22 protein-coding genes are annotated in these 25,963 nt (G+C 61.7%); 14 read left to right on the forward strand and 8 right to left on the reverse strand.

Annotated features, from left to right (window positions below):
- Positions 1 to 2 precede the first annotated feature (2 nt).
- The 4 genes from VSX77_RS12185 (at position 3) to VSX77_RS12200 (ending at position 3,537) form a co-directional block, all read left to right on the forward strand.
- Entirely contained in the window at positions 3 to 1,157 is a 1,155-nt protein-coding gene (locus VSX77_RS12185) for an FAD-binding protein (RefSeq protein WP_338424875.1), read from the forward strand.
- Positions 1,157 to 2,473, forward strand: a complete 1,317-nt coding sequence (glcF, locus tag VSX77_RS12190) for a glycolate oxidase subunit GlcF (protein WP_338424876.1) — start codon at positions 1,157 to 1,159, stop codon at positions 2,471 to 2,473. Before VSX77_RS12185 ends, glcF begins: the two co-directional genes overlap by 1 nt.
- The gene (locus tag VSX77_RS12195) at positions 2,466 to 2,909 is read left to right on the forward strand and encodes a GlcG/HbpS family heme-binding protein (RefSeq protein WP_338424877.1); all 444 of its coding nucleotides are present in this window, start codon (positions 2,466 to 2,468) and stop codon (positions 2,907 to 2,909) included. Before glcF ends, VSX77_RS12195 begins: the two co-directional genes overlap by 8 nt.
- Positions 2,910 to 2,997: 88 nt before the next feature.
- A complete protein-coding gene (locus VSX77_RS12200; RefSeq protein ID WP_338424878.1) occupies positions 2,998 to 3,537 on the forward strand; it encodes a gamma carbonic anhydrase family protein in 540 nt (179 codons plus the stop codon).
- 102 nt (positions 3,538 to 3,639) lie between these two features.
- Here VSX77_RS12200 and VSX77_RS12205 read toward each other — a convergent pair whose 3' ends face one another.
- Positions 3,640 to 4,404, reverse strand: a complete 765-nt coding sequence (locus tag VSX77_RS12205; RefSeq protein WP_338424879.1) for a TetR/AcrR family transcriptional regulator — start codon at positions 4,402 to 4,404, stop codon at positions 3,640 to 3,642.
- 395 nt (positions 4,405 to 4,799) lie between these two features.
- Here VSX77_RS12205 and VSX77_RS12210 point away from each other — a divergent pair, with 395 nt between their 5' ends.
- From VSX77_RS12210 to VSX77_RS16460, 8 genes are all read left to right on the forward strand, one after another.
- Positions 4,800 to 5,873 (forward strand): NADP-dependent oxidoreductase, encoded by a 1,074-nt coding sequence (locus VSX77_RS12210; RefSeq protein ID WP_338424880.1) that lies wholly within the window; start codon positions 4,800 to 4,802, stop codon positions 5,871 to 5,873.
- 21 nt (positions 5,874 to 5,894) lie between these two features.
- Complete coding sequence (gene mmsB / locus VSX77_RS12215; RefSeq protein WP_422397221.1) at positions 5,895 to 6,863, forward strand: 3-hydroxyisobutyrate dehydrogenase; 969 nt, start codon at positions 5,895 to 5,897, stop codon at positions 6,861 to 6,863.
- Positions 6,864 to 6,933: 70 nt separating this feature from the next.
- Entirely contained in the window at positions 6,934 to 8,469 is a 1,536-nt protein-coding gene (locus VSX77_RS12220) for a class I adenylate-forming enzyme family protein (protein ID WP_338424882.1), read from the forward strand.
- A gap of 592 nt (positions 8,470 to 9,061) precedes the next feature.
- Positions 9,062 to 11,413, forward strand: coding sequence for a TonB-dependent receptor (locus tag VSX77_RS12225; protein ID WP_338424883.1), 2,352 nt, complete (start codon positions 9,062 to 9,064; stop codon positions 11,411 to 11,413).
- Between the two features lie 108 nt (positions 11,414 to 11,521).
- The gene (locus VSX77_RS12230) at positions 11,522 to 12,925 is read left to right on the forward strand and encodes an amidase (protein WP_338424884.1); all 1,404 of its coding nucleotides are present in this window, start codon (positions 11,522 to 11,524) and stop codon (positions 12,923 to 12,925) included.
- Positions 12,925 to 13,872 (forward strand): alpha/beta fold hydrolase, encoded by a 948-nt coding sequence (locus tag VSX77_RS12235; RefSeq protein WP_338424885.1) that lies wholly within the window; start codon positions 12,925 to 12,927, stop codon positions 13,870 to 13,872. The genes VSX77_RS12230 and VSX77_RS12235 overlap by 1 nt, the downstream gene beginning before the upstream one ends.
- 383 nt (positions 13,873 to 14,255) lie before the next feature.
- Positions 14,256 to 14,966 carry a TetR/AcrR family transcriptional regulator gene (locus VSX77_RS12240; protein WP_338424886.1) on the forward strand — a complete coding sequence of 237 codons (711 nt, stop codon included), beginning with the start codon at positions 14,256 to 14,258 and terminating at the stop codon, positions 14,964 to 14,966.
- 250 nt (positions 14,967 to 15,216) lie between these two features.
- Positions 15,217 to 15,444 carry an endo alpha-1,4 polygalactosaminidase gene (locus VSX77_RS16460; protein ID WP_422397222.1) on the forward strand — a complete coding sequence of 76 codons (228 nt, stop codon included), beginning with the start codon at positions 15,217 to 15,219 and terminating at the stop codon, positions 15,442 to 15,444.
- A 294-nt stretch (positions 15,445 to 15,738) separates the two neighbouring features.
- On the opposite strand, the gene VSX77_RS16465 is transcribed toward VSX77_RS16460, so the two are convergent.
- The 7 genes from VSX77_RS16465 to VSX77_RS12270 form a co-directional block, all read right to left on the reverse strand.
- Positions 15,739 to 16,230 carry an alpha/beta fold hydrolase gene (locus tag VSX77_RS16465; protein WP_422397223.1) on the reverse strand — a complete coding sequence of 164 codons (492 nt, stop codon included), beginning with the start codon at positions 16,228 to 16,230 and terminating at the stop codon, positions 15,739 to 15,741.
- Positions 16,231 to 16,238: 8 nt separating this feature from the next.
- Positions 16,239 to 17,399 carry a hypothetical protein gene (locus VSX77_RS12245; protein ID WP_338424887.1) on the reverse strand — a complete coding sequence of 387 codons (1,161 nt, stop codon included), beginning with the start codon at positions 17,397 to 17,399 and terminating at the stop codon, positions 16,239 to 16,241.
- A gap of 564 nt (positions 17,400 to 17,963) precedes the next feature.
- Positions 17,964 to 19,868, reverse strand: a complete 1,905-nt coding sequence (locus VSX77_RS12250; RefSeq protein WP_338427266.1) for an AMP-binding protein — start codon at positions 19,866 to 19,868, stop codon at positions 17,964 to 17,966.
- 116 nt (positions 19,869 to 19,984) lie between these two features.
- Positions 19,985 to 21,016, reverse strand: coding sequence for a 23S rRNA (adenine(2503)-C(2))-methyltransferase RlmN (gene rlmN, locus VSX77_RS12255; RefSeq protein ID WP_338424888.1), 1,032 nt, complete (start codon positions 21,014 to 21,016; stop codon positions 19,985 to 19,987).
- Positions 21,017 to 21,158: 142 nt separating this feature from the next.
- Positions 21,159 to 21,731 (reverse strand): TetR/AcrR family transcriptional regulator, encoded by a 573-nt coding sequence (locus VSX77_RS12260; protein ID WP_338424890.1) that lies wholly within the window; start codon positions 21,729 to 21,731, stop codon positions 21,159 to 21,161.
- Positions 21,732 to 22,008: 277 nt separating this feature from the next.
- On the reverse strand, positions 22,009 to 22,875 hold the full coding sequence (locus VSX77_RS12265; RefSeq protein WP_422397317.1) for a 3-hydroxyacyl-CoA dehydrogenase family protein: 867 nt from the start codon (positions 22,873 to 22,875) through the stop codon (positions 22,009 to 22,011).
- 61 nt (positions 22,876 to 22,936) lie between these two features.
- Positions 22,937 to 24,127, reverse strand: a complete 1,191-nt coding sequence (locus VSX77_RS12270) for an acyl-CoA dehydrogenase family protein (protein WP_338424892.1) — start codon at positions 24,125 to 24,127, stop codon at positions 22,937 to 22,939.
- 165 nt (positions 24,128 to 24,292) lie between these two features.
- Between VSX77_RS12270 and VSX77_RS12275 the strand changes: the two genes are divergently transcribed.
- Together VSX77_RS12275 and VSX77_RS12280 are read left to right on the forward strand one after the other, a co-directional pair.
- On the forward strand, positions 24,293 to 25,075 hold the full coding sequence (locus VSX77_RS12275; RefSeq protein ID WP_338424893.1) for an enoyl-CoA hydratase-related protein: 783 nt from the start codon (positions 24,293 to 24,295) through the stop codon (positions 25,073 to 25,075).
- A 124-nt stretch (positions 25,076 to 25,199) separates the two neighbouring features.
- On the forward strand, positions 25,200 to 25,850 hold the full coding sequence (locus VSX77_RS12280) for a TetR/AcrR family transcriptional regulator (RefSeq protein WP_338424894.1): 651 nt from the start codon (positions 25,200 to 25,202) through the stop codon (positions 25,848 to 25,850).
- Positions 25,851 to 25,963: the final 113 nt, after the last annotated feature.

Genomic DNA, 25,963 nt, shown 5'->3' on the forward strand with positions numbered 1-25,963 from the left:
CGATGCACCCCCATTTTTATCCCTCATGTGAGCGCGAGATCATCGAGATCGTTTCGAGCGCGCTCGGCGACGGCGACCGACTTGCGATCGTCGGAGGCGGAACCAAGTGGCAGATCGGCCGCTCCGTGGATTGCCCGCTGATCAGCCTTGGCCGTCTGACCGGCGTTGTGGATTATGATCCGGCCGAGCTGGTATTGACGGCCCGTCCCGGAACGCCGCTCACGGAAATCGAGGCGCTGATCGCGGGCGAGCGACAAATGCTCGCTTTCGAGCCTTACGACCACGCGCCTATTTTTGGTGGCGCCCTGGGCACGGCAACGATCGGCGGCATTTTTGCCGCGGCTGTCGCCGGCTCGCGCCGCCTGACTGCGGGGCGAGCCAGGGATCATCTTCTGGGTGTGCGCGCGATCTCGGGACGGGCCGACCTGTTCGTTTCCGGCGCAAAGGTCGTCAAGAACGTGACAGGCTTCGATTTGCCCAAGTTGCTTGCGGGCAGTTGGGGCCGCCTCGGCATCATCACCGAACTTACCATGAAATTGCTTCCGCGCCCCGAAACCACGGCGACCTGCATGGTGATGGGCCTCGATCCTTCGGCTGCCATTAGGGCAATGGCGAAGGCGATGGGAAGCCAGGCCGATGTTGCCTGCGCAGCTTATCGGCCGTCATCCGACTGGCAGACGGCGATCTGCGCGCTTCGGGTCGAAGGCTTCGCCCCTTCGGTAGAATCTCGATGCGGAAAACTCCAAGCGCTCCTTGCGGGTCATGGTGAAATTGTCCGTGCCGGCCAAGGCGAGGCGGACGCCTTTTGGAGCGAATTGCGCAGCTTGGCTTCGCTTAGCGCCACGAACCCGTTGTGGTGCGTGAACCTCCCTCCCAGCAGCGCGCCCGCCTTTCTAAATGACGTGGCGGCGGAGCGCGATCAGTATCTGATGGACTGGGCTGGTGGCTTGATCTGGTTGGCGACACCGGATTCAGCGGGGCGCGTACGCGCCGCCGCCGAGCGTCGGGGAGGGCATGCGATGCTAATCCGTGCCGACGCTGTCACCCGTCGCGACATAGCCGCTTTTCCTTCGCAGCCCCCAGCGCTCGCAGCGCTCGAAGAGCGCGTGCGCCGGGCTTTCGACCCGAACTCCATTTTCGAGACGGGGCGTTTTTGATGCGAACCGACTTTTCTCCCGATCAGCTCGCTGATCCGGCGATGGCTTCGTCTGAGGCGGCGATACGCAAATGCGTCCATTGCGGCTTCTGTACCGCCACATGCCCGACCTACGTCCTGCTCGGCGATGAGCTCGATAGCCCGCGTGGCCGCATCTACATGATCAAGGACATGCTGGAGAAGGAGCGCCGGCCGAGCCCGACGATCGTCAAACATGTCGACCGTTGCCTGTCTTGTCTCTCTTGCGCGACGACATGCCCCTCAGGCGTGAACTACATGCATCTCGTCGATCATGCTCGTGCCTACATCCACGAGCATTATGCACGACCTTTGCATGAACGTGCCTTGCGGCGCGCTCTGGCCTGGGTGCTGCCTTATCCTGGCCGGTTCCGACTGGCGCTTCGCGCCGCTGCCATCGGACGACCGCTGCAGCGGCTTCTCGCAAGTATCGGCGCATTGAAACCGCTCGCTGCGATGATCAAGCTTGCCCCGCGCAACATCGCGCCTGGGGCCGTCGCTATATCCACGAGCGTGTCTGGCGCTCGCGGGCGCGTCGCCTTGCTTAAAGGATGCGCCGAGCCGGTGCTGCGTCCCAGCTTTCGAGCGGCGGCTGTCAGGCTGATCAATCGGGCGCGCTTCGATGTGGTATTCGCCGAGGGCGAGGGGTGTTGCGGCGCGCTGGTGCACCATATGGGACGGGAGGCTGATGGTCTCGCCGCAGCGCGGCGCAATGTAGATGCATGGTCGCACGAAATAGAGACCCGAGGTCTTTCGGCCATCGTCACGACCGCTTCGGGCTGCGGCGCGATGATCAAAAATTACGGCTTCATTCTGCAGAACGAGCCCGACTACGCCGATAAGGCGAAACGGGTGTCAGCTCTCGTCAAGGATATCACCGAATTTCTTGTCGATGCGGATTTGCCGCCGGGGAACGGACGCGGCCTCGCCGTGGCCTATCAATCCGCCTGCTCGCTTCAGCACGGCCAACGTGTGACTGCGGCTCCGGTCCGGCTGCTGGCTGCCGCCGGATACGATGTCAGACTTCCAACCGAAGCCCATTTATGCTGCGGGTCGGCCGGCACCTATAATATTCTGCAGCCCGACATCGCGGAACAGCTGGGAGACCGCAAAGCGGCGCGTCTTGTCGAGCTTCAGCCCGACGTCGTAGCCACCGGGAACATCGGCTGCGCGATGCAAATCGGCTCGCGCGTCGACTTGCCCGTCGTCCACACTGTTGAGTTGCTCGACTGGGCGACCGGGGGCCCCAAGCCTGACGGCCTCGGCGATCATCAAAAAAAAGGAACAGTCTGTGAGTGAAAGGATCACGCTCGACAGGGCGAACGCGATCATTGCCGGGTCGTTCGCCAAGGCGCTCGACCTGAGATTAAGGCCGCTTACTGTCGCCGTTCTGGATGCGGGCGGCCATCTTATAGCACTTCAGCGTCAAGACGGCTCCTCGACGCTACGGGCTCAAATCGCCGTCGGGAAAGCCGCTGGCGCCTTGGCGCTGGGCATGTCGAGCCGTAAGCTCGGCGAAATGGCAAGCGAGAGGCCATCATTTGTCGCGTCCCTGAGCGCGCTGTCGACACAGGGCATCGTTCCCGCGGCAGGAGGGGTGATCGTTATCGGGCAAAATGGGGCACCCATCGGCGCGGTGGGTGCAACGGGCGACACATCGGACAACGATGAGCTGTGCGTCCTTGCAGGAATCGCGGAAGCCGGCGCCGAGGCGCAGAAATGCGGGCGCACCTAGAGTTCAAGGCTATGGGTTTATTCTGAAAATGGAGGAAAATTGCGATGGTTGACAAGCATGACAACATGGGCCTCGGAGGACGCACCTGATGCCCTACTATTCCCTCGACGAAAGATCACCCGTCATAGCGGACGGCGCGTGGATCGCGCCGAGTGCTGACCTCATAGGCGAGGTGCGATTGCAGGCCGATGCGAGCGTCTGGTTCGGGGCGACGATCCGCGCCGACAACACGGCGATAACCCTAGGCGCGCGGAGCAATGTTCAGGAAGGCGCAACGCTGCACTCCGATCCGGGTGCGCCGCTGACCATCGGTGAGGGCGTGACGATCGGTCATCGGGCTATCTGTCACGGGTGCACGATCGGGAACAATGTCCTGATTGGAATGGGCGCCATCGTGCTCAACCACGCCGTCATCGGCGACAACTGCCTTGTCGGCGCGGGCGCCTTGATTACCGAAGGCAAGATTTTCCCCGCCGGCAGCCTGATCGTGGGCTCGCCTGCAAAAGCGGTCCGCGAGCTCTCGTTGGAGCTGATTGCGTCGCTACGAGCCTCGGCTGATGATTATGTAGCGAAAGCGCGGTCCTATGCGCGGGGCCTGGATGTGGCTCAGAGCTCATCAGCTGACTGACGATCGCGGGCGAGACGCAAGGCCGACCTGCCAAACCAAGGCACGATTGCCGCCAATCACCCGCGCTGGCGCAGAGTCAGCCGATGACGCCGCGGACGAGAATTAGCGGGTGGACCGCGGGGCAGGCTTCACAACTCGCTTCGGCGTCTCGGAGGACGGAATCGTCTTGTGCGCTGGCGAAGTGTCCGTGTCCCCTCGGCCGGTGCGCGCCTGGCGCGCCGGCCCCTCGGTGGGGGATACCCACTTTCCCTTGACCCCGCTAGGCTCTCGCCACGACCGGAGCAGAATGTCGACGGCGTCGATCACCATCTCCTGCGTGACATCCTGGGGATAAAGCAGGCGCTGGATAAACAACCCGTCGTCGAGCGCATGGAGGATCAGGCCGAGCAGCTCGGCTGGCGCCGAAAGCTCGCTGTCGGCGTCCCGGGCTTCCGCGGCAATCCCCGCCGCCAGCGTCGACCAGACATCGCGTTCGCGATCGGCCAGAAGATGTCGGACGTCCGGGTTGCGCAGCGCATATAAGACCATCTCCCCGCGCAACGTGAACCAGCCAGCGAGATTTTCTTCGCGCCGCTTGTGCCAGGCCGTCAGTCCCTCGCGAAAATTTTCCAGGTCGATGCTTGGGGCGGTCTGGCGCCGTTTCAGGAGTTCGATGACCACGGCATGCTTATCGTCATAATTGCTGTAGAAAGCGCCTCGCGTGAACCCTGCCCGCTCGGCAATTTGTTCGACCGAGGTGCCGTTGACGCCTTTCTCCATGAATAGCTCCGTGGCGGCCTCGAGGAGAAGCGTGCGGGTTTGCTCGCGGCTTTCTTCGCGGGTGAGGCGTTTGCGCCGGGGACGGGTGCCAGGGTCGGTGGGTGTCATTTCAGGCCAGCTCATCGGGGACGTAATCTGCGCGGTAATCGAATCGATTATAGGCGAACCGCCGGCGATTTGCACCGCCTGTCTGGGAGCCTCAGCAGGATGTCGCGAAGGCAGCGCCGCGTCTTCGCAGCGCGGCCCTCGCTCGGCCGACTAGCGCCAATTGCTGTAATCGCCGGGTGTCCGCCTGCGCTAACCGGCCGTTGACAGCCACAAGCCTTCAGATTAGAAGATGAATCGAAATACATAATAGTATCACTAATGTTGTTTCGGTCAGTTTGCCGGGTCAGTGAAAAGTGGGCGACCCGCAGGGTGCAGGGAGCCGATGCCCAACGCGCGGCGGTGCCACCAGGGTCGAGCGCCCGCGTGTCGTGCTTCCGCTAGCGCTCACTCCTGTCTTGCTGTCCGACGATTCAGTCAGAAGGAGCCATATTGTGCCAGACGAGATTAACCGGCGTCTCATCCTGAAATCCCGGCCAGAGGGTCCCGTCGGGCCACAGCATTTCTCGCTGGAAGAAGGCCCGGTTCCGGAAATCGGGCCTGGCGAAGCGCTCGTTCGTGTCGTCTGGCTCGGGATGGATCCTACTCAGCGCACATGGCTCAACGCCGACCGGACCTATGTCGACCCCGTCGAGGTTGGCGCGACCATGCGCGGCAGCGGAGTGGGCCGGGTCGTGCGGTCAGAGACCTCGACCCTTACAGTAGGCGACTGGGTGTTCGGATCCCCAGGGTGGCAGGATTATGTCGTGGCGCGCGAGGATGACGGGCCCTTCGGTCTGCACAAGGTGCCCCCCGGTATCGATCCGAAGGCCATGCTCAGCGTGTTCGGCTCCAACGGCCTGACTGCCTATTTCGGGATGGCAGAAGTCGGCAGACCGGAACCGGGGCAAACCGTGTTCGTCTCGGGCGCAGCCGGCGGCGTCGGGTCGGTGGCAGGCCAATGGGCCAGGCACTTGGGCTGCCGCGTTATTGGCTCCGCTGGCGGACCAGTCAAAAAGAGTTGGGTGGAAGACGTCGCGTTGTTCGACGCCTGCATCGACTATAAGACCGAAGATGTCGCCGCCCGCCTGCGCGAACTCGCGCCCGACGGCGTCGATGTCGTGTTCGACAACGTCGGCGGCGAAATCCTCGAAGCTGCGCTCGACAACTTGGCGCACCGCGCCAGGATCGTCGTCTGCGGGGCGATTTCGTCGGGCTATCGCAATAACGCATATGGAGCGACGCCGCGGAATTACATGCAGCTGGGATTCAAGCGCGCGCGGATGGAGGGGTTCATCTTTCTCGATTATCTCGCTCGCGCGCCCGAAGCCTTTGGACAGTTAGCGCCCTTGGTCGCAGACGGCAGGCTGCGCTACGAGGAAACTGTGGTCGATGGCCTCGCGAACGCGCCGACGGCGCTTCAGGGCCTGTTCGACGGCGCGAACCTTGGCAAGCAAATCGTCAGGATAGAGGACGCGTCAGGCGCGCTTTGAAGCTCGGGCGATCGCGGCAATGTGTCCGCCAGGAACGACCGGAGCGCCTACGGCATCGCGCACCGGCATAGGGAGAAAAACATGCAGATCGGATTCATCGGTTTGGGAAACATGGGCGGCGCCATGGCGGAAGTGCTGACGCGTTCCGGACGAACCGTCGTCGCGTTCGACCTTGCGTCCGAGGCGATCAAACGCGCGGTTTCAGCCGGATGCATCCCCGCCCGATCGGTCGCCGAGGCGGTCAAAGGAGCGGATGCCGTAATAACTATGCTGCCCGCCGGCGCGCAGGCGCGCGCCGTCTACAGCCGGGAGGTGTTCCCGAACGTCCCGGCAGGAACGCTTCTGGTCGACTGCTCGACCATCGACGTCGAGAGCGCCCGGGCGCTGGCAGGCGAGGCGCAGGCAAAGGATTTGCGCTTCGCCGACGCGCCCGTATCCGGCGGCGTCATCGCCGCCGCTGCGGGAAGCCTTGCCTTCATGATTGGATGCCGGGAGGAAGATTTTGCCGAGATCGCGCGGCTGGTCGAGCCGCTTGCACGAGCCGTCATTCGAGCGGGTGATCCGGGCGCCGGGCAAGCGGCTAAGATCTGCAACAACATGGTTCTCGGGGTGTCGATGATCGGGGTTTGCGAGGCCTTTGCCTTAGCCGAGCGACTTGGCCTGGATGGCCGTTTATTCTTCGACATCGCCTCGCAGTCGACGGCCCAATGTTGGAGTCTCACGAGTCACTGTCCGTGGCCGGGCCCGGTGCCCCATGCGCCCTCTAACCGCGGATATGAAGCCGGCTTCAGCGCGGCCATGATGCTTAAGGACCTCAAACTCGCTCAGGAAGCGGCAGCGATCTCCGGCTCGGCGGCACCGATTGGTGCAGCGGCCGAGGGCCTCTACGCCTTGTTTGGAACACTCGGAGGCGGAGACAAGGATTTCTCCGCGATCATCGAGCTGTTTCGGGGGAGAGCGCCCGCGGCCTACGCAGCCGCGGTGCAGTAATACCCGGTAACATTAGGGGTTTGACCGGGTCGGTGTCGAAAGAGGCGCAACCCGCGGAAGGCGAATATCCATGTTGACCTTGTCCAGCCTCCTGCTGAAATCGATCGCCCGGCACGGCCTGCGCCCGGCATTATATTGCGACGGCACAAGCATGTCTTATGCCGAGCTGGATTTAAGATCGTCTCGCCTCGCCGCCTTTCTGAGCTCTGCGGGAATCGGGCAGGGCGACGCCGTCGGGCTGCACCTGCGCAGCAGCTGCGAATTCGTCATTGCGGACTTGGCGATCCTGAAGCTCGGCGCTGTAAAAGTGCCCCTGAACGAACTGATGAGCCCGGCCGAACTGCGCTACTGCATCAACCATTCCAAAATGCGGGCTCTCATATCGCATGGGTCGCTTCCATCGCCTGAAAGTCCCGCAGGCGGGGAAGCAGAGATTCTGCAACTTCGGATCGAGGTGTTGGACGGGGGTCAACCGACGCCCGGCGCTGTTCCGTGGCAACGAGCGCTCGAACATGACGCGGACGCGTTCGAGTCAAACGCCACCGCTGCTGACGATACGGCGATGATTATCTACACCGGCGGCACGACCGGGGCACCGAAGGGGGTGCGGCACCTGCAGGGACGCCTAGCCGTCAACCTTTTCGCGCATCTGGTCTGCGGCGACATTCGCCGGGACGAAGTCATGTTGCTGGCGACACCTCTCTCGCACGCGGCAGGGTTTCAGATCCAGGCGTGCCTTTTGCAAGGCGGCCTCGTCGTGCTTGCTTCTAGATTCGAGCCGCGCGCGTTTCTCGACCTCGCGCGGAGGCATGAAGCGACCTGGACCTTTGCCGTCCCCACGATGATCTACCGCCTCCTCGACGCGCTAGGCCCGGACGAGAAGGGACCACAATCGTTCCGAACGATCGTCTATGGGGCTGCGCCTATGGCGAGTGATCGTCTTCGCTCGGCTCTCGACAGATTCGGGCCCGTCCTTCTGCAAATCTACGGGCAGACCGAATGCCCGAACTTCATCACCGTCCTCTCGCGGCACGACCACCTTCAAGAGGGCCGACTTGGCTCGTGCGGGAGACCGGTGCCTTTTGTGGATGTCGAGATCCGCGAAGGCGGAACCGTCTGTGCGCCAGGAACCGTTGGCGAGCTTTGTGTCCGCTCGCCCTATCTCCTGGCCGAGTATTTCGAGAATCCGCACGCGACGGCCGAAGCGATCGTAGACGGTTGGCTCCATACAGCCGACCTCGCTTATCAGGACGAGGCAGGCTATATATTTCTGGTCGATCGCAAGAAGGACATGATCATCTCCGGCGGTCTCAACATCTATTCGGTCGAGGTGGAGGCCGCTCTTCGCGCCCACCCCGCCGTGGCGGACGTCGGGGTCGTCGGCCTACACGACGAAGACTGGGGCGAGCGCGTGGTAGCCGTCGTCGTCGCGCGGCAATCTGTCGATGAAGCAGAACTGCGCGCCTTCGCGCGCGAGCGCCTCTCAGGCTACAAGGCTCCGAAACAGATCGTCTTCACCGCCGAGCTTCCATTGACCAAGTACGGCAAGACCGACAAGGTGTCGTTGCGTGCCCTCGCTGGTCGACGAGGAACGGGCGCCGCGTAATTGCAGTCCGCTGATGGATCAGCCCCAAAATAGGGACATTCGTCCGGAATAGGTGAAACCCGCAAGGTTCGAGCGGCGCGTATCCTCCAAGCCTTTTGCTGCTGCAGGTGCGCTCGTAGAGAACAGGAACGGATTTCGCACGTGAACCCACTGGGATATCTCTGCCGCTCGACGGGGCCGTGCAGTGGTCGGCCGTTCCGCCTGCTGTCATAAGGGCACGGCATCCTGGCGGCCGGGGCCGCCGCGATTCATTCCGCAAAACGGGAGGCTTTTGAACGGCGCGAGCGGGCTGCCAGCATCGTCAGTGGCCACCGCCGTCGGTTTGTTCGCAAGGCTTGCCGCGAAGGTCGCTGCCGGGGTCTGCATCCTCTGGTGGCTTTCCAGCATTTTATTATCAGTCCGGAACCCGTCCGGAACTGGATCGCGCAAAACCGTTACGGCGCAAAGAACCGGCCTGGCGCCGTTACGCTCGCACTCCACCAACAGGCGATATCAAAGACATATGTGATTCTTAATGCTATTGCATATTCAAACACAGAACCGTATCTGTATTTGTACGGTGCTAGACGCCGAGTCGGAGAGGGAGGGCTCTATGAAGAGTCAAAACAGATTGTGGGGCCGCGCGAGCTTGCTCTGCGGTACATTCGTAGCGAGCGCGATTTATGGGCCCGTCGCGGCGGCGCAGGCGCCGCCGGAAGACAAGATGCAAGGCATCAACGAGATCGTCGTGACCGCCCAAAAGCGCGAGCAGTCCGCCAACGATGTACCGATGTCGATCAACGCGTTTTCGGGCGATCAGCTGGACGAGCAGGGTATCGCGACCGTTGAGGATCTAACTAAGCTGGTCCCCGGTTTTAACTTTACCCGGACAAAGTTCGACAATCCCGTCTATCGCATTCGAGGGATCGGCTATCTGGAGACCTCGGTGGGTGCTCCACCTGCCGTTGCGCTCTATACCGATGAAACGCCCCTTCCTTATCCGGTCATGGGCAAGGGTGCGCTGCTTGACGTCGAGCGCGTCGAAGTTCTGAAGGGACCGCAGGGCACCCTTTATGGACAGAATTCGACCGGCGGCCTGGTAAACTTCATCGCCGCCAAGCCGACCGATAGCTTCGAGGGCGGATTGCGGGTCGGATACGCACGCTTCGGTGAGCTCACCCTGGACGGTTTTGCCAGCGCCCCGCTGTCGGATGATCTCGGCGTCCGGGTCGCGCTCAAGACTGTCCGCGGCGGCGCATGGCAGCGCAGCATCACTCGCGACGACGAGCTGGGGGACCGCGACCTTACCATCGGGCGGATACTGCTGAACTATGAGCCTACTGATCGGCTTCGTATCCTGCTCAACGTGAATGGCTGGATCGACCGGTCCGATACGCAGGCGGCCCAGCTCGTGTCGATCGCGATCGCGACGGCATCGGCGCCGTTGGCAGTTCGCAATCGCATTCTGGCGCAGCCCATCGTGACCGATGACCCGCGCGCAGCGGACTGGGATCCGACCGTGTCTTTCCAGTCGAACCAACGCTTTGGGCAGATCGCCGGCCGCGTCGAATTCGATATTTCGGACGATGTCACCCTGACATCAATCACCTCCTATAGCCATTTTAAACAGCGCGATAACCGTGACCTCGACGGCACGGCCGGCCAGAACCTGCTGCTCGTTCAACGAACCAGCATCCGCTCCTTCTATCAGGAATTGCGTATCGCGGGTGCAATGGGCGATCGTTTCAACTGGATCGTCGGCGCCAACTACGCCAAGGACCGCCCGTTCGAGGACGCGACGATTCGTTTTGCCGACGCCAGCGTTGCCTATACCTTTGCGGCCTTCGCTCCGGGCGCCCCGCCGTTCAGCGGTGCACTGTCGCGGGGCAATCAGCGGGTTCGAACCGCGGCGGCGTTCGTGGGCGCCGAATATGCCCTTTTCGATACCTTGTCGCTCCAGGCCTCGGCTCGCTACACTTCGTCCCGCAATCATTTTGATGGCTGTACCCGCGATCTCGATGGTTCGGGCGTTCCGGGCTTCGACGGTCTGGTGCGGCGGATCAAGGGCGACGGGAACTTCATCCCGTCCACGCCCAGAGGATGTCTGACGCGCGGGCTGGACCTCAATCCGGCGCAGGAGAGCGCGGACCTGAATGAGGACAATGTGTCGTGGCGGGTGGGTGCTACCTGGCAGCCGACCAAGGATGTCCTTGTCTATATCAACGGCAGCCGGGGCTACAAGGCCGGAAGCTTTTCAAATCTGACGGCTTCGACGATCACCCAATATCTGCCTGCGCGCCAGGAGTCGGTACTTGCTTACGAGCTTGGGACCAAGCTGACCTTTCTCGATGGGAGACTTCAGGCGAACGCTGCGGCCTTTTACTACGATTATTCCAATAAGCAGACCCTGGCAGGCCTGGCCGATCCGCTCGGCGTTTTTCCGCCTTTGCCGACCCTTATCAATGTGCCGAAAAGCCGGGTTGCCGGCGTGGAACTCGACTTGAACTGGAATCCCGCGCCGGGGCTTCGCTTGCACGCCGGCGGATCCTACCTCGACTCCAAGATTCTCCGGGACTTTACGATTTTCAACGGCCGCACCACCATCTTTAACTGGAAAGGCTCCGAGTTCTCCGACACGCCCAAATGGTATCTCGACTTGGGCGCTGACTATGAATGGAGCATCGGGGGGGCGTTGAAAGCCAACGTCGGAGCCGACTATGGGTTCAAATCCAGCTCCGCCTCGGTGTTTAATGCCACCCTGACATCTGCGCGGAATCCGCGCTTTTCCCAGGCCGGTGCGCGCATTGGCGTCGGGCGCGAGGATGGCGGCTGGAACATGAGTGCCTGGGTCCGCAACCTGTTCGATACGCGATACTGGACCTCGTCCTTCACACAGGGCGATACAACTACGCGCTACATGGAGCGTCCCCGGACCTATGGTCTGACGTTGTCGCTCGGATTTTAATGACGCGGGCAAAACTTGCCAACTCTGAGCCGGGTTGGTGGACTAAGGGTGCGCGCATCGTCGCTGGAGGAACACCCAGCGACGCGTGCAAGATAGGGAGAAGGCGACATGTTCGCGGGTAAAATCTGGAAATTGAACGCCACGGACATCGCGGCTGCCGTGAAACGTGGCGACATATCGGCCATTGAGGCTGTCGATGCGCATTTAGAGCGCATCGCGTCGGTCAATCCGAAGGTCAATGCCGCGACACAGGTGATGGCGCAATCCGCCCGGGCCGCTGCGTCCCAGGTCGACGCAGATCGGAAAGCCGGCAAACCGCTCGGCGCGCTCGCCGGTGTCCCGTTCACGGTGAAGGAGTCGCTCGATGTTGCGGGCGCCGCGACAACCCTCGGCGTGCCGGCCCTCAAGAACGCGATCGCAGCGGAAGACGCGATCGTGGTGGAGCGCTTGCGCAGGGCTGGCGCCATTCCGATCGCGCACACAAATCTGCCCGATTTGAGCCTGCGATTTCACACGTCCAGCCAGCTTTACGGCGCGACGATCAACCCTTGGGACAGCGGACGCTCTCCAGGCGGCTCGAGCGGCGGCGATGGCGTCGCCGTCGGCACGGGCATGGCGCCGATCGCTCTGGGTACCGACGCAGGCGGTTCGGTACGCTTGCCCGCGGCTTTCGCTGGCGTAACCGCGCTTAAACCCGGCTTTGGCCGTTTGCCCTCGCTCAGAGGGCCGAGTGTCACGCTGGCGACCCAGCTCTTTCCCGTGGACGGGCCGCTTGCACGGTCCGTTGGCGATCTGCGCGCGGTCTTCCCGCTGCTTGCCGGGCCCGACACGCGTGATCCGCGAGTGGCTGATGTCGAGCTTTGGCCGCCGGTTCCCAAACAGCCGATGCGGGTTGGACTGGTGGTCGATCCGGACGGGCAGGGCGTGGACCCGGCTGTCAAGGCAGCGGTCGAGCAGGCGGCCAAGGCTCTCGCGAGCGCTGGCTATGAGGTGGAGCCAGTGGAACTTCCTCATGCGGCCGAAGCGCTCGATCTTTATGGTCGCATGATCCTGACCGAGTTCAATCTCATCTGGCCCCGGCTCAGCGCTCTGCTCCAACCCAACGGGCAACGATACATCAAGCTGTTCATGGACGAGCGCAAACCGGCAACTCTCGAGGAATATGTCGGATTCACCGCCCGCCGGTTCAGCATCATGCAGGAATGGGCCGAACTGTTCGACCGCTTCCCGGTTATTCTCGGACCCAATTTCACCGAGCAGGCCGTGGAGCCGGACTTTGATGTGAAGACCCCCGAATCTTTTCGCTTCGTACAAAAGGGCATGCGGCTCGACAGCATCACCTCCTTCATGGGGGTTCCCTCGGTCGCGGTGCCGGCCGGCATCACGCAAGGTCTGCCGCAGAGTGTCCAGGTAATCGGACGCCCCTACCGCGAGGACCTTTGCCTGCTTGTCGCCGAAACGTTGGAAAAGCACTTCGGGCGCATCACGCCCATCGATCCGAGAGGCAAATGATGGGCGCGGCCCTTCCCATCGATCGCCGCAAGTTCTTGGCCGGCGGCGCCGCGGCAGGGATGATTACGCTGTCGCCGCTATCCGCGCGTGAGGCCGTTACGAGCCAATGGGCCGACATCGGCGGTCACAAGCTGCACTATGTTGCCGCGGGCAGCGGCCCGTTGGTGATCCTTATCCATGGCTGGGCGGACACGCACCGGACGTGGGAGCGGCAGCTTCCGGTGTTGGCAGCGGCCGGCTTCCGAGCTGTCGCCGTCGACTTACCCGGCTGCGGCCTTAGCAGCGCGGGCTCCGTATCACCGCTCGATCCCCCGGCATTAATTGCGGCGCTGATCGGATCGACGGGCTATTCAGAGGCTGCGGTAATCGGGCACAACCTGGGCGGCGAGATTGCACGTGAGCTTGCCCTGCGATATTCAGACCAGGTCAGCAAGCTTGCTCTGATCGGCTCCGTTCCAGTAGCCTGGGCAGGCGACGACGCGTTTCTCGCGCATGTTCGGAGCGAAAGCTTCGCTGCGAAGGCGAATGCCGACTCGGCCTGGGGCGTCGCCTTCTTTCAGCATCACCTCGACACGGTCCATGATCGGGCGGACGTGATTTCCCGGTCCCTGCGCCCAGGCGAGGTTAGTGCCATGCCACACCGAAACGTCGGTGCGCATGCGCAGCACTGCTACCAATCCTATGGCCGGACCGGCTTTGCTTCGCTTCGCCTGATGGCGTCCCGCGTCGCAGATGGTTCAGAAGCCAAGGTCGCTGCTTTGCCTCAGCCAGTCATGGTGATGCTGGGAGAATTCTGCCCGCTGAATATATTTTCTCACCCGGGCGCGGTGGGGGAGGATGCTCCGCGCCTTGACAGCTGGCATGTCGTTGCCGGTGCCAATCATTACGTTCATCGCCAGAAACCCGGCCCCGTGAATCAAGCGATTGTTGGATTTCTCCGCTCGTGAAATGCGTCCCGCGTCCGTGGGGCGTCAGCCATTGTCGCCGGGCGCGAGAACGAGGCGTGTGAGCCTTGCTCATCGCGAATGGTATCTCGCGGGACCGGGCGCCAAGTGGTGCGCGACATCGCCATCCTAGCGCGGCCCCTCTCCGTCACACTTCTCTGGTGACGTGCCGATGCAGTAATCGACAACAAGCTGTGCGTCGCAGCCCGAGGCTCTATTACGATCCGCAGCCCGCCGCTCGGGCGGCACGTGCCAAAACCATTCAGGATCCTGCGCAGTCCAGCTGGCGTGATTTCGTTGGTGCTATGGAGTGGATATTGCGGAACGTCTTCGTATAGCCGATACGATCAGACCGTAAACTTCCATCCGATGATAAGTGACCTTACATGACCCGCATTTCCGAGCAAAAGTCACCACGGCGCAAACGATTGACCCGCGAGGAAAGTCGCGAACAAACGCGGTCACTCATTTTGGAGGCTGCGACCGAGCTCTTTATGGAGCGAGGCGTAAGCGGGACCTCGGTTGAGCAAATTGCTGAGCGCGCCGGTTTCACGCGGGGCGCATTTTACAGCAATTACGAAGACAAGCACGCGCTCGTTGTGGAGTTGCTGAAACGCCGCCAAGCAGCCCCAAGTGTCAATTTGAACAATTTCCGCGATGAGCTAGGCGCATGGCACCGACGCCGCGAGGAAAATTTGGCCGGTTGGTTCACGTTGAGGGTCGAACTTATTCTTTACGCGCTGCGCAACCCGGAAGTTCGCGAGCTTCTAGCCGGTCGGGAGCGCGACGTGTGGTCCACCCTCTCGCGCGGCATCGAGAGCGAGATCACGAATGCCGGCAAGCCATTGGCCGGCCAGGCAAGGTTGCTGGGTCTGATATTGCATGCCCTCGATGACGGCCTCTTCATTCAACGACTGCTCCGCCCTGAGGATGTGACGGAGAAAGATATAGGGGCGGCCGTGGAGACATTGCTGCGCTCGTGGGGCATTGCCCCGGAAAACGAGGCGCAGGCGAAACCGCTCGACGAAAATGCGCGCTCCGAAATCAGAAAATCGCCCTCTGCGAAACCGACTGCGGCGGTGAAAAAGAGGGCCTAGTCGGCGCCGCCCGTTCACCGCAGCCGGGCAACCGCGAGACAGTTGATAGACAAACAGGGAGTGATCTGGCGCGATACCCAGCGCGCGACGCAAAAGCTTCCTTCGCTTTTGACGCGCCGCAGGCAATCCGTTTCAACATCGAACAGGGCGGTGGACTTCCTTCTGCCCGGGCCCGTTCGGCGGTGTTGCTTGATCACCTGCCGAGCCGCAATCTCGCTAAACACGCCTGCCGATAAGGTCGACAGTTCCGGTGCGATGCGCATCGGTCACGGGATTCGACGCTGTCGATCCCGACGAGATCAACGGCTGGGAGAATGACATCGGCTTTCCGCTCGCCTTTAATGGCCAGCTTTCCTACCACCGGGCGCTTACCGGATGGGCGCATCATCTTGGCGCGTGTCTTGTGCGACCGCATCGGAATCGGGCTCCGTGCGGTTTCGGAGGCGTTCGTTCTTCAGAAACCCGCGCATATTCCTAACCAGCGACCTCTTTTCGCTCGCGATCCTTAGATTGACTGCCCGATAGGGGTGTCCGGCTGCGCCTCTAACACGACTGCGAAGAGGCTAACGGGAACAACAATCTTCGTCTCGTGCCGGAGCAGCGAGAAACCGCTGCGTGGCGGCGTAAAGGTCGTCCTTGCCGCGTTCCAGGTGCATGAGATGCGTGGCCCGCGGAACTTTGACCATTTCCACGCGCTCGGCGTTTGTGAGCTGATCTCTCAGCCATTTCATGTCGGGATCCGGGCTCGTTGTGTCCCATTCTCCGCGGATAATCATTGTTTGCGCGCGAATATCTTGGGGAGAATAGGGAAGTCTCCCTCCCCAGGCCGCCTCGATGTCAGCCGAAGGTCCCCCGGGGACCTTGACGGCGTATGGCGCGCGGGTTCTGCTTTCCGGATCGGAATTAAGATAGGCACCGCCCAAGCCGGGAAATATTTCTCGAGCAGAACCCCCGGTTCGCCCAGAGGGACGGCCCGGACAAAACGCGCATGCTGCTGGGCTACGGTTACCAACTCCCAGGCCGGTGCCGTCTCCGCTGGCGATCCGTTTCTTACCCCGATTGGTCCGAAAAGTACGAGCCTGCGAACCAGGCCGGGGTGCTTGCCCGCGAAGAGTCCGGCGGGAATAGTTCCCCAGGAGTGAGCGATGATGTCGACCGAACGGGCTCCTGTAGAACGGATGATGAAGCGTACAGCCCGCTCTATTTGCGCTGCCGCTTCCGGCGCACGGCCAAGGGGTTTCCCGGACTGTGTGACGTCCGACATTTCTTTCGTCAGGCGGGATCTCGCTGCTTGCGGAGAAGATGAGGAATTTGCGTCGAAATTATCGCAGCGCTTGCAAACACCATCGCGGTACAGGCCACGATAACCAGCGTCAGGCTGTGGGGCGCAAGTGTCTCGCCCGCGATGGTCGGGATAACGGCGACGCCGGCGAACTGCGCCGTTGAGCTATAGGCATATGCTCTTTTCTCGGGATCGAGATGCACCAACACGCCCGTGAAGGCGGGAGCACCCAGAGCGAAAAACAGTCCGAATGAAAAGGCCAGATATTCTGAGCTGGGCGCCTGCAGCCAGGCAGTGCTCGTCCCGCCAAGGGCAAGGATGATCGCCAATAGCCGAAGCCAGGACAAACGGCCGTCCGCGATAAACGTACCAGCGACCGACCCGAATATTTGCCCGAGAAGCGCAAGACTGAGGAGGTGCGCGCCGTCGCTGTGCGAAACACCTTGGCCGTGCATCCACAGCTCGAGATAGGCCCATGCGCCCCCGGCACCGCCGATGCAGAGGAAGGCCGCCACAAGGCCCAGCAATCCACGACCGGCGGGGAGACCCTGAATTGTCCCACTGTCGGCGTGGAGCGCGGAGAAACGGGCCGGAAAAAAGGGAATGATCGCAATCGTGATAATTCCCATCAAGGCTAGCGCCAACTGGATTTGGGCCCCATCCGAGCCAGGCGCATAGATGGCGAACCACCGCATGACGGCAAACTGGGTTATCGACTGCCCGAACAGATAGATGCCGGCCCAAGCGCCAATTCGGTTCGTGCGCGCAATCGCGCTGGCTGCGACCCCCACGAGGAGGCCGGCACCCGAACCCGCAATGGTGCGAAACAGGAAAAGAAGTTCGGTATCACCCGGTTTGGCGACGAGCAGGTTGCCGCAGCACAACAGGAACACGCCGACCAGCGCGATCGGCCTTACGCCGGGTTTGCGAAGCATCAGTACGCCCGCGCCGCTTCCGAGGGTGATCGCGAGCAATTCAATGGCTCCGAGCAGACCAAGGCGCTGCGCTGAAATCGTCCCCTCGGAGACATAGGCCGAGTAAAGCAAGGGCATAAGTCCCATCACCACCAGCGCGAGCGTACCGGCTGCGACGCAGGCTGCCACCCGCGCGATTGCTATCGGGGGCGGCGCGCCCATGGTTTCATCGGCCATCTGGCTGAGGCTTTCTTTCTCGTGCGGCCGCGTTGCCGTCCAACTCGCTCGGGAGCCCGTGCGGTGGAACGTTGCGATTACCGATCCACCCGCCAGAGAGCCGAAGCGAATCAGCTTTCATTATTCCTAATGGTAGGTAAATAAGCTGGCTTCCGCAATCGTCGGAATCGTCGCCCTTTATGCGGGCATCGGCGGGGTTTTCGTCGGTACGGGGAGGGTGCAGCAGAAACTCTACCGCTCAGCGGGCAGCCTGTGGCTATAGATGTCTCGCGCGGCGGTGTGTTCGCCGAATTGGACGGAGATCGGTTCGCCAGCTTGCTCCGCGCGGCATCAGGGCTAATTTCGGTCACCATGCTTTCACAGGTCGAGTGGAAGATTACGACGCGGCGGAACAGGCCGCTGGCGCGGCGCTTGCGCACCGTGTCCAGTTGGCGATCGCTCTTGCGGCGGCAAGATGGCGCCGCTCACCCTACCACGCGTCGAACGGCGCCGGCGGGACACCCAAGCCAGCGACGCGCGCAGTCCGGCCGCCGGAAGTCGCGCTGTCCTCCCGCTACCAGCCGCTCAGTTCGAATGTCCTCGAGACGCGCCGTCGTTGAGCGCGCTGGGGACAAGCGATCGTTCGATTGCCGAAAGCGCGGCGGGATTCTCGATGGTCGCCGGCATCGCGCATCGTTGACCATTCGCAAGCCCGCGGATTGCGGCGCGCAGGATCTTGCCCGATCGCGTCTTCGGCAGGGCGTCGACGATATGGACTTGCTTCAAAGCGGCGACGGGTCCCAATTCTCCGCGAACCAATGCGATGATCTCTTCTTCCAGCGTCGCGCTGCTTTCCACGACATCCGCCTTCGTGACGGCGAATGCCACGGGAACCATGCCTTTCAGCGCATCGTCGGCGCCGATCACGGCACATTCGGCAATCGCCGGGTGGCAGGCGACAATCTGTTCGATCTGACCGGTCGAAAGACGGTGACCGGCGACATTAATGATATCGTCGGTGCGGCCCATGACATGAACGAAACCATTGCCGTCGATATGACCCGCGTCACCCGTTTCATAGTAGCCCGGAAAGGTGTCGAAGGAACGAGCGAACCCGCCCTCGTTGTTCCAGAGGCTGGTGTAGCTTCCAGGCGGCAGCGGGGCAGCGATAACCAGATGTCCGCTCTCGGCATCGGCGACGGGCTCGCCATTGTCATTCAAAACGGCAAACCGGAATCCCGGCACCGGGAAGCCGGCGCTCCCCGGCAGCCTCCGCTGATCACCAAGCCCGATGCAGGTTGCAGCGGCCGGCCAGCCGAGTTCGGTTTGCCACCAATGATCGATCACTGGTCTTCCCAGCTGCTCTTCCGCCCATCGAATGGTATCGGGATCGGCCCGTTCGCCCGCCAGGAACAGGGCCCTTAGCCGCCCCATTCCATGTTCCCGAACAAGCACCCCGTCCGGATCCTCTCTGCGTATTGCGCGGATAGCCGTCGGTGCGGTGAAAAACACATCGACATCGTTCCGCGAGATCGTCCGCCAGAAGGTCCCTGCATCGGGCGTTCCTACCGGCTTCCCTTCGAACAGGACGGTCGCGCATCCCGCGAGCAACGGACCGTAGACAATATAGCTGTGGCCGACCACCCAGCCCACGTCGGACGCCGCCCAGAAGGTTTCGCCAGCTTGCATGCCATAAATATTTTTCATGCTCCAGGCGAGCGCAACGGCATGTCCGCCGTTTTGCCGAACAACCCCCTTGGGTACGCCCGTCGTTCCGGAAGTGTAGAGGATGTAAAGGGGATCGGTGGCCTGGACCGGAACGCACGGCGCCGGCTTCGCCGCGGCATGGCAGGTCGCCCAGTCGAGATCCCGGCCGCCGGTCATCGCTGCGGGCAATTGTTCGCGCTGCAGCACAACGACATGATCGACCGGGTGCACCGCGCGGTCGAGTGCCTGGTCGACAAGCGGCTTGTAGGGAATGATGCGCTCGCCTTCGATGCCGCAGGAGGCCGTAAGCAGCAGTTTGGGTTTCGCATCGTCCACGCGTTTTGCGAGTTCGACCGCCGCGAAGCCGCCGAATACGACCGAATGCACCGCACCGATCCTGGCGCAGGCAAGCATCGCGAACAAGGTCTCGGGGATCATCGGCATATAGATGACGACCCGGTCCCCTTTTCCGACGCCGAGCGCCGAGATCATGCCGGCAGTCCGCTCGACGGCGGCCAGCAATTCGTCATAGTCGATGCGTCTGCGGCTAGCCGTGACGGGGCTTTCATAGATGACCGCGGTATCGGCGCCGCGGCCCGAGAGGACATGGCGATCCACGGCATTGTGGCACGTGTTCAGCCAGCCGTCCTCGAACCAGCCGCGTCCTTCGCTCCAGCCCGTGGTCGGAGGCTGGTGCCAATCAATTGCCTGCGCAGCGTGGAGCCAGAACCTGTCAGGATTTTCCAGGCTCTGACGATAGGTTTCGCTATAAACAGACCTCATCAATCTCACGCTGCCTACGGATTTTTTTACGATCAGTTCGCCGCTGCGGTCCGGTTGTCGATCACTGCCATGAAATCCGAGAAAGAGGAACGGCCAGTCGTCACACCGGCGTCGAGCTATGCCTTGGCGCGCAGTTTCCCGTCGGGATGCACGCGAGGTTTCGCGCCGGCGGGCGACGCCGCACGCGCGCCTTCGAGGTCGCGGAGCCACAGCTGTCCGCAAGCCGCGTCGATGTCGGAGCCCTGCGTGTCACGAACGACCACCGGAATTCCGGCCTGAGCGATACGATGCCGGAAGAGGCTCAATGTGCGATCATCGGTGCGCCTGAGTTTGACGCCGTCTACCGGGTTCCATCGCATCAGGTTGATCCGCGCCGGCTTGTCGGCAAACATCGACACGAGCCGCTGGGCATCGGCGACGCTGTCGTTGATGCCCGGGAGGATCAGATAGACGAAGGTTGCGGTGCGATTGTGGCGTTCGGCCCAGGATAGCGCACGCGCCACGACCTCGCGTATATCGTGCTTGCGCGCGCCGGGGATGAGCCGGTCGCGCACCGCCTGGGTCGTTGCGTGCAACGAGATAGTGAGATTGATTCCCAGATGTTCTTCGCGCAGCTGCTTTAGCGCCTTCGGAATTCCGATTGTGGAGATCGTGATGCCGGTCGTCGGAAAATCTATGCCGCGTCGATCGCGCAATATGCGAATGGCACCCAGGACATTGTCATAATTGTTCAGCGGCTCGCCGATTCCCATGAAGACAATCCGGTTTACCTTCGGCCCGAGCTGCACGACCTGTTCGACGATTTCCGCCGAGGTAAGATTGCGCTTGAGGCCTGCTTGTCCCGACGCGCAGAATTGGCACGAGAAAGCGCAACCGACTTGGGAGGAGACGCAGGCCGTGTGGCCGTCCCGGCGGCGGATCAGCACGGTCTCGACAGCATAACCATCGTCGAGACCAAACAAATATTTCTCGGACTGCCCCCCGCGCGACCGGTTGAGGCGGGACAGCATACGCGGTGCCAGATCGTGCGTTTCCGCCCAGCGCGAGAGTTTAGTCGGCAGGTCCTGATGCGTCGAAAAAAGATCGCGATAGGTGAGCCCCGGCGGAGGCAGAAGGGCATCGAACTGGGAAGAGCTGAGGCCGAGCACGGGGTTTCGCCGGGCGGCGCGCGGGGCCCGCTCTGGCAGGCTGATAGGAAACGACATAGGTTGAACTCGCGACGGAATAGCGGCCTCGCTGCCACGAGTTATATATAACCGACATGTCGTTCAATTACAAGACTATCTAAGCTTAATGCGGGAATTCGTGGCCCGGATAAAGCGTTTGGAGCATCAGCTTCGCGCGGTATGTCATGAAATCGGTTAGGCTTCCCTCTCGGCTGACCATCCACTGCATATATGCACCCTGGATGACTGCCTGGATGAGACCGGAACGTTCCGCCGCGTCGCCATCTGCCTCCGGGAGGCTTGCCTCAATCGCTTGACGGACCAACTCATTGCGTTCGTTCGCCAGGCTGCGAAGCAATGGATCGATGATGTCGCCCCAGAAAACTAAGAGATACGCCTCGTTGCCTGTAGCTTCGTCCATGCCCGAGATGAGTTCGCGCAATAGGGTCCACAAAGGTACGAGGCCGCGTTCGCAGCGGATGCTGGCGAAATAGTCCCGCACCTCCTGCGTCATCGCCTCCATCACATGGCGGTGAAGCGTCGTTTTATCATGGAAACGCTGGATGAGCGCGGGACGCGACATGCCCACTGCCTTTGCGACATCAGAGAGCGTAAAATTTACTGCACCTTCGCGCACCAGTACAGCACGCGCGGCGGTCAGGATCTCTTTGTCGCTATGAAGCTTCGGGCGGGGCATGATTCACTCGGCTGAGGGAGAGGGGGCCATAGGCGGGGAGAGCTCTAGAAGCAATGAGGGCACTTGCGCATCGCCGATCGGAGCTTGGTCAGCACTCGCAAAGAGTTCGCTCTGGCGCATAGGCGTTGATTTCCACTAACGTCCGCCGGAAGCGCAGCACGGCTTCCGGCGGACGGCTTTCCTCCCCAGGAAAGGTCGGGGCTGCGGGTTTCACAACAGCGATTTTCTAGAACTCTGAGACCGCATAGCATCGCCTCCGGCGTCATCGTGCAAATGGCTATGAATAATTATACCAGCCTTTTCCGCTCTTCTCGCCATAGTTCCCCTGGGCATAGCGCGCGACCAGCGCGGGGCGGGGCAGGTCGGCGGGATCGCCTGAGGCGCGAAATGCTTCCATGTCCATCAGATAGGCGAGGTCGAGGCCGGTCAGATCGTTAAGCCTGAACGGTCCCATCGGGTGTCCGGCGCCGAATACGCAAGCCTTGTCGATGTCCTCGAAGCTGGCAACGCCCATTTCATGCAGCCATTCGGCCTCTTTCAGGATGGCTTTGAAAATGCGGTTGAGCAGGAAGCCCGCCACCTCCTTCTTTACATGGACCGGCTCCTTGCCCAGCTTTCGGCACAATTGCATGGAGAGGTGCGCGGTCGCATCCGAGGCGTGCGGGCCTTGCACGACTTCTACCAGCTTCATGACCAGGGCCGGGTTGAAGAAGTGCAAATTGAGGACCTTGTCGGGACGCTTTGTCGCGTCGGCAAAGCGCGAAGCGACGATCATCGAGGAGTTCGAGGCAAGAATGGCATGCGGCGGCGCCAGCGCATCCAGTTGCGCGAATATGGCGCGCTTGGCATCGATCTGCTCGATCACGGCCTCGATGACATAATCGGCGTTGCCGACAGCTTTGCCGAGATCTTCGGTAAAGCCGATATTCGCTCGGACCGTCTGTGCCTGCTCGGCGGTCAGCCGGCCTTTTGCGACGCGCTCGGGCAGATAGCGATCCACAAATGCATCGGCCTTAGACAGCATGTCGGGGCTGATGTCGGTACACGATACCTTGAAACCACAAATCGCGGCATGCAGCGCGATCTGGTGGCCCATATTGCCGGCGCCGATGACGGCAATGGTTTTTACGTCTTCGATATACATGATTTGCTCCTTAGGGGCGCTGTGGGGCCAGTCCCTCGGGCGGGCGTTTCCTGTTCTCATTTCACGTCGCCGCGCGGCCGCCGGCGAGGCCCGCTTTCCAGTCGCGGCGGATTTTCTTGGCGAGGCTCCATTTGTGGACTTCGGTGGGTCCGTCATAGATGCGGAAGGCGCGAACCTCGCGGAATACCTGTTCGACGATTGTCTTGTCGGTGACGCCAGTGCCGCCCATGACCTGAACGCAGCGGTCGGCGATGCGCATCAGCGCCTCCGACACCGCAACCTTCGCCATCGAGCTTTCGACGGTGCCGAGCGACCCCGTGTCGAGCACGCCAGCGCACCAGTCGATCATCAGCTCGGCCTGTTTGAGGTCGATCATATTCTCGGCGAGCATGAAGCCGACGCCTTCATGCTCGATCAGCACCTTGCCGAAGGCCTCACGGCGGTTGGCATAGTCGGTGGCAATCTCATGCGCGCGAATGCACGCGCCGAGCCAGCGCATGCAGTGCGACAGGCGGGCAGGCGAGAGGCGGACCTGCGCATAACGGAAGCCCTCGCCGGCCTGTCCGAGCATCTGGTCGGCGGGGACGCGCAGATTGTCGATCGTGATCGTCGCATGGCCGCCGGGCATCGAGCTGTCGATCGTGTTCGGGACATCGTCGATACGGATCGCCGGGTCGGGCAGGTCGACAAGGAACATGCACGCGCCCTCCTCCGCCTTTGCCATGACGATGCCCACGCGCGCGCCCTGCGCACCGGTGATAAGCGTCTTGCGGCCGTTGATGACCCAATGATTGCCGTCGGGACGGCAGACCGTTTTCATCATCGACGGGTCGGATCCCGCACCGCCCTCGTCCGCGGGCTCGGTCATGAAGAAGGCCGAGCGGACACGGCCTTCGACCAACGGTTTCAGAAAGCGCTCCTGAAGCTCCGGACTCGCTTCCTTGCCGAGCAGATACATATTGCCTTCATCGGGCGCCATCGTGTTGCAGGCGAGCGGGCCGAGCGGCGACAAGCCGCTTTTGATGAGCACAACCGCCGTCTCGCGCTGATTAAGGTGGCTGCCGTCATTCAGGACATGCGGCGTCAGCACGCCCGCAGCGCGCGCATGTTCGCGCATCTCCATCACCAGCTCGTCGGTCGGCGCACCATGATGATCGCGCCGCGGGTCTTTCTCATAGGGAATGACGGTTTCGCGCACGAAAGCCTCGACGCGCTTTGCAATATCCTCGGCCCGGCCGCCCGTCTTGCCCACCCTTGCCTCCCTATGCACGCTCGCAGTCGATCATCATGAACGGGTCAAGCCCGAAGCGATGTTCTTGGAGTCCGCTGCTTTTTCGTCGGAGGCCCGATAGCTTCGATTGACAGCCTTAGCAATAAATAATACCTACCAGTCAGTCAAATACTACGATGGTGCTGGATGCAATACGATTATATCAAAGTTGAACGCGACGCCGCGATCATGGTCCTGACGATTGCGCGCCCCGAAGTGCTGAATGCGATCCATCCAAGAGTGAGCCGAGAGATCGGCGCAGCCTTTGAAGCGTTCGAGGGCGACCCTTCGCAGCATGTCGCCATCATTACCGGCGCAGGCGACAGGGCGTTTTCTGCGGGCAATGACCTCAAATATCAGTCGAGCAATGGCGAAGACGACGGCCCGCGCGTGGCATTCGGTGGCATTACCGATCGCCCGGATTTCAAAAAACCCGTCATAGCCGCAGTCAACGGCCTTGCGTTCGGCGGTGGTTTCGAGATCGCACTCGCTTGCGACATCATTGTCGCAGCCGAGCATGCGACGTTTGCACTTCCCGAACCACGCGTCGGCCTGGCGGCCGTGGGTGGCGGCCTCTTGAGGCTGCCGCGCGCGATCGGGCTCAATCGTGCCATGGAGATCATCTTGACGTCGCGCCACGTCGGCGCGGAAGAGGGTCGGCAATTGGGGTTCGTCAATCACGTCGTACCGACCGGCGGCGCGCTTGACGCGGCCAAGGAGCTTGCACGGGCCATCGCGGGCAATAGCCAATATGCCGTCCGCGCCGCGCGAAGCATCGCCCGCGCCAACTTCCATAAGCCGTTGCCGCAGGCAATGAAAGATCAGTGGGAAGACGCGGAGTTTAAGGCGATGCTGGCGTCGCCGGACGTTGTCGAAGGCCCGCGCGCATTTGCAGAAAAGCGCGCGCCGCGCTGGGCAAATGTCGAATGACTGCGCGGTATGCGGTGTGAGGACCGATTGCGCCGGCGCTTCGGCGCGGCTAGACGAAATAGGTATATTCAAGTTGGTGAGACATTCGAAGGCTCATCCGTGAAGAGAACAGGGCATCTGCATAATGTCGATCGAGAAACTGAAGCATAAGAAGAACGCCCAAGCGTTGTGGCCGCGGACCGAGAGGCGGCGCGCCACGCAATATGACAAGAAGAAAGAGGCCATTCTTCAAACGTCAGCCATGCTCTTCAAGACCAATGGCTATGATCAGGTTTCGATCAACGACGTCGCGGACTATCTGAAGATCACCAAGCCGACGATCTATTATTATCTCGGCAACAAGGATCTGATCCTGCTCGAAATCAAACGTCTGGTCCAAACCGAGACCCTCCGGGTGCTGCGAGAAGCCAAAGCCATGGAGTGCTCGGGCTATGAGAAATTGCAGTTTCTCATTCCGGAATATGTCAAGATTCTCGCGACGGACTTCGGCGGCTGTTTCGTTCGAACCATGCATGTTCGGATGGCCAAAGAGAGCCAGGAAGAGGTGGTTAGCCGCTCGGTCGAAGGCAACCGGATCATGAACGACATTATCGTCGATGGGCAGAACGACGGATCGCTCGAAGTCGAACAGCCGGCTGTTACCACGTTGACGCTGCTTGGAGCGCTGAACTGGACCGCTTATTGGTACGAGCCGGGCCGGAGCATGTCTCTGGAGGAACTCGGGCGCAGCCAGGCAAATATCTTGCTCAACGGGATTGCGGGCAAGGCGCGCTGAGCCGATCGTCAAGTCATATCCATAATTGTCATATGCGGGAAAGCTCCCGCAACTTTGGTTATACCAGAATGCGCGGATGTCGGCGCGACGCGTCCTCGGCTAAGGGGGCAGTG

This window comes from Sphingopyxis sp. TUF1 (assembly GCF_036687315.1).
In the GTDB taxonomy this organism is placed as follows: Bacteria; Pseudomonadota; Alphaproteobacteria; order Sphingomonadales; family Sphingomonadaceae; genus Sphingopyxis; species Sphingopyxis kveilinensis.

What these genes read in the sequence shown, in the direction of transcription:
- VSX77_RS16465 (WP_422397223.1), bottom strand. Translation starts at nt 16,230, where the DNA reads ATGTCGGACGTCACACAGTCCGGGAAACCCCTTGGCCGTGCGCCGGAA.
- VSX77_RS12260 (WP_338424890.1), bottom strand. Translation starts at nt 21,731, where the DNA reads ATGCCCCGCCCGAAGCTTCATAGCGACAAAGAGATCCTGACCGCCGCG.
- VSX77_RS12200 (WP_338424878.1), top strand. Translation starts at nt 2,998, where the DNA reads ATGCCCTACTATTCCCTCGACGAAAGATCACCCGTCATAGCGGACGGC.
- VSX77_RS12265 (WP_422397317.1), bottom strand. Translation starts at nt 22,875, where the DNA reads ATGTATATCGAAGACGTAAAAACCATTGCCGTCATCGGCGCCGGCAAT.
- VSX77_RS12230 (WP_338424884.1), top strand. Translation starts at nt 11,522, where the DNA reads ATGTTCGCGGGTAAAATCTGGAAATTGAACGCCACGGACATCGCGGCT.
- VSX77_RS12250 (WP_338427266.1), bottom strand. Translation starts at nt 19,868, where the DNA reads ATGAGGTCTGTTTATAGCGAAACCTATCGTCAGAGCCTGGAAAATCCT.
- VSX77_RS12275 (WP_338424893.1), top strand. Translation starts at nt 24,293, where the DNA reads ATGCAATACGATTATATCAAAGTTGAACGCGACGCCGCGATCATGGTC.
- VSX77_RS12245 (WP_338424887.1), bottom strand. Translation starts at nt 17,399, where the DNA reads ATGGCCGATGAAACCATGGGCGCGCCGCCCCCGATAGCAATCGCGCGG.
- VSX77_RS12205 (WP_338424879.1), bottom strand. Translation starts at nt 4,404, where the DNA reads ATGACACCCACCGACCCTGGCACCCGTCCCCGGCGCAAACGCCTCACC.
- VSX77_RS12225 (WP_338424883.1), top strand. Translation starts at nt 9,062, where the DNA reads ATGAAGAGTCAAAACAGATTGTGGGGCCGCGCGAGCTTGCTCTGCGGT.
- VSX77_RS12280 (WP_338424894.1), top strand. Translation starts at nt 25,200, where the DNA reads ATGTCGATCGAGAAACTGAAGCATAAGAAGAACGCCCAAGCGTTGTGG.
- VSX77_RS12235 (WP_338424885.1), top strand. Translation starts at nt 12,925, where the DNA reads ATGGGCGCGGCCCTTCCCATCGATCGCCGCAAGTTCTTGGCCGGCGGC.
- VSX77_RS12185 (WP_338424875.1), top strand. Translation starts at nt 3, where the DNA reads ATGCACCCCCATTTTTATCCCTCATGTGAGCGCGAGATCATCGAGATC.
- VSX77_RS12220 (WP_338424882.1), top strand. Translation starts at nt 6,934, where the DNA reads ATGTTGACCTTGTCCAGCCTCCTGCTGAAATCGATCGCCCGGCACGGC.
- VSX77_RS12240 (WP_338424886.1), top strand. Translation starts at nt 14,256, where the DNA reads ATGACCCGCATTTCCGAGCAAAAGTCACCACGGCGCAAACGATTGACC.
- glcF (WP_338424876.1), top strand. Translation starts at nt 1,157, where the DNA reads ATGCGAACCGACTTTTCTCCCGATCAGCTCGCTGATCCGGCGATGGCT.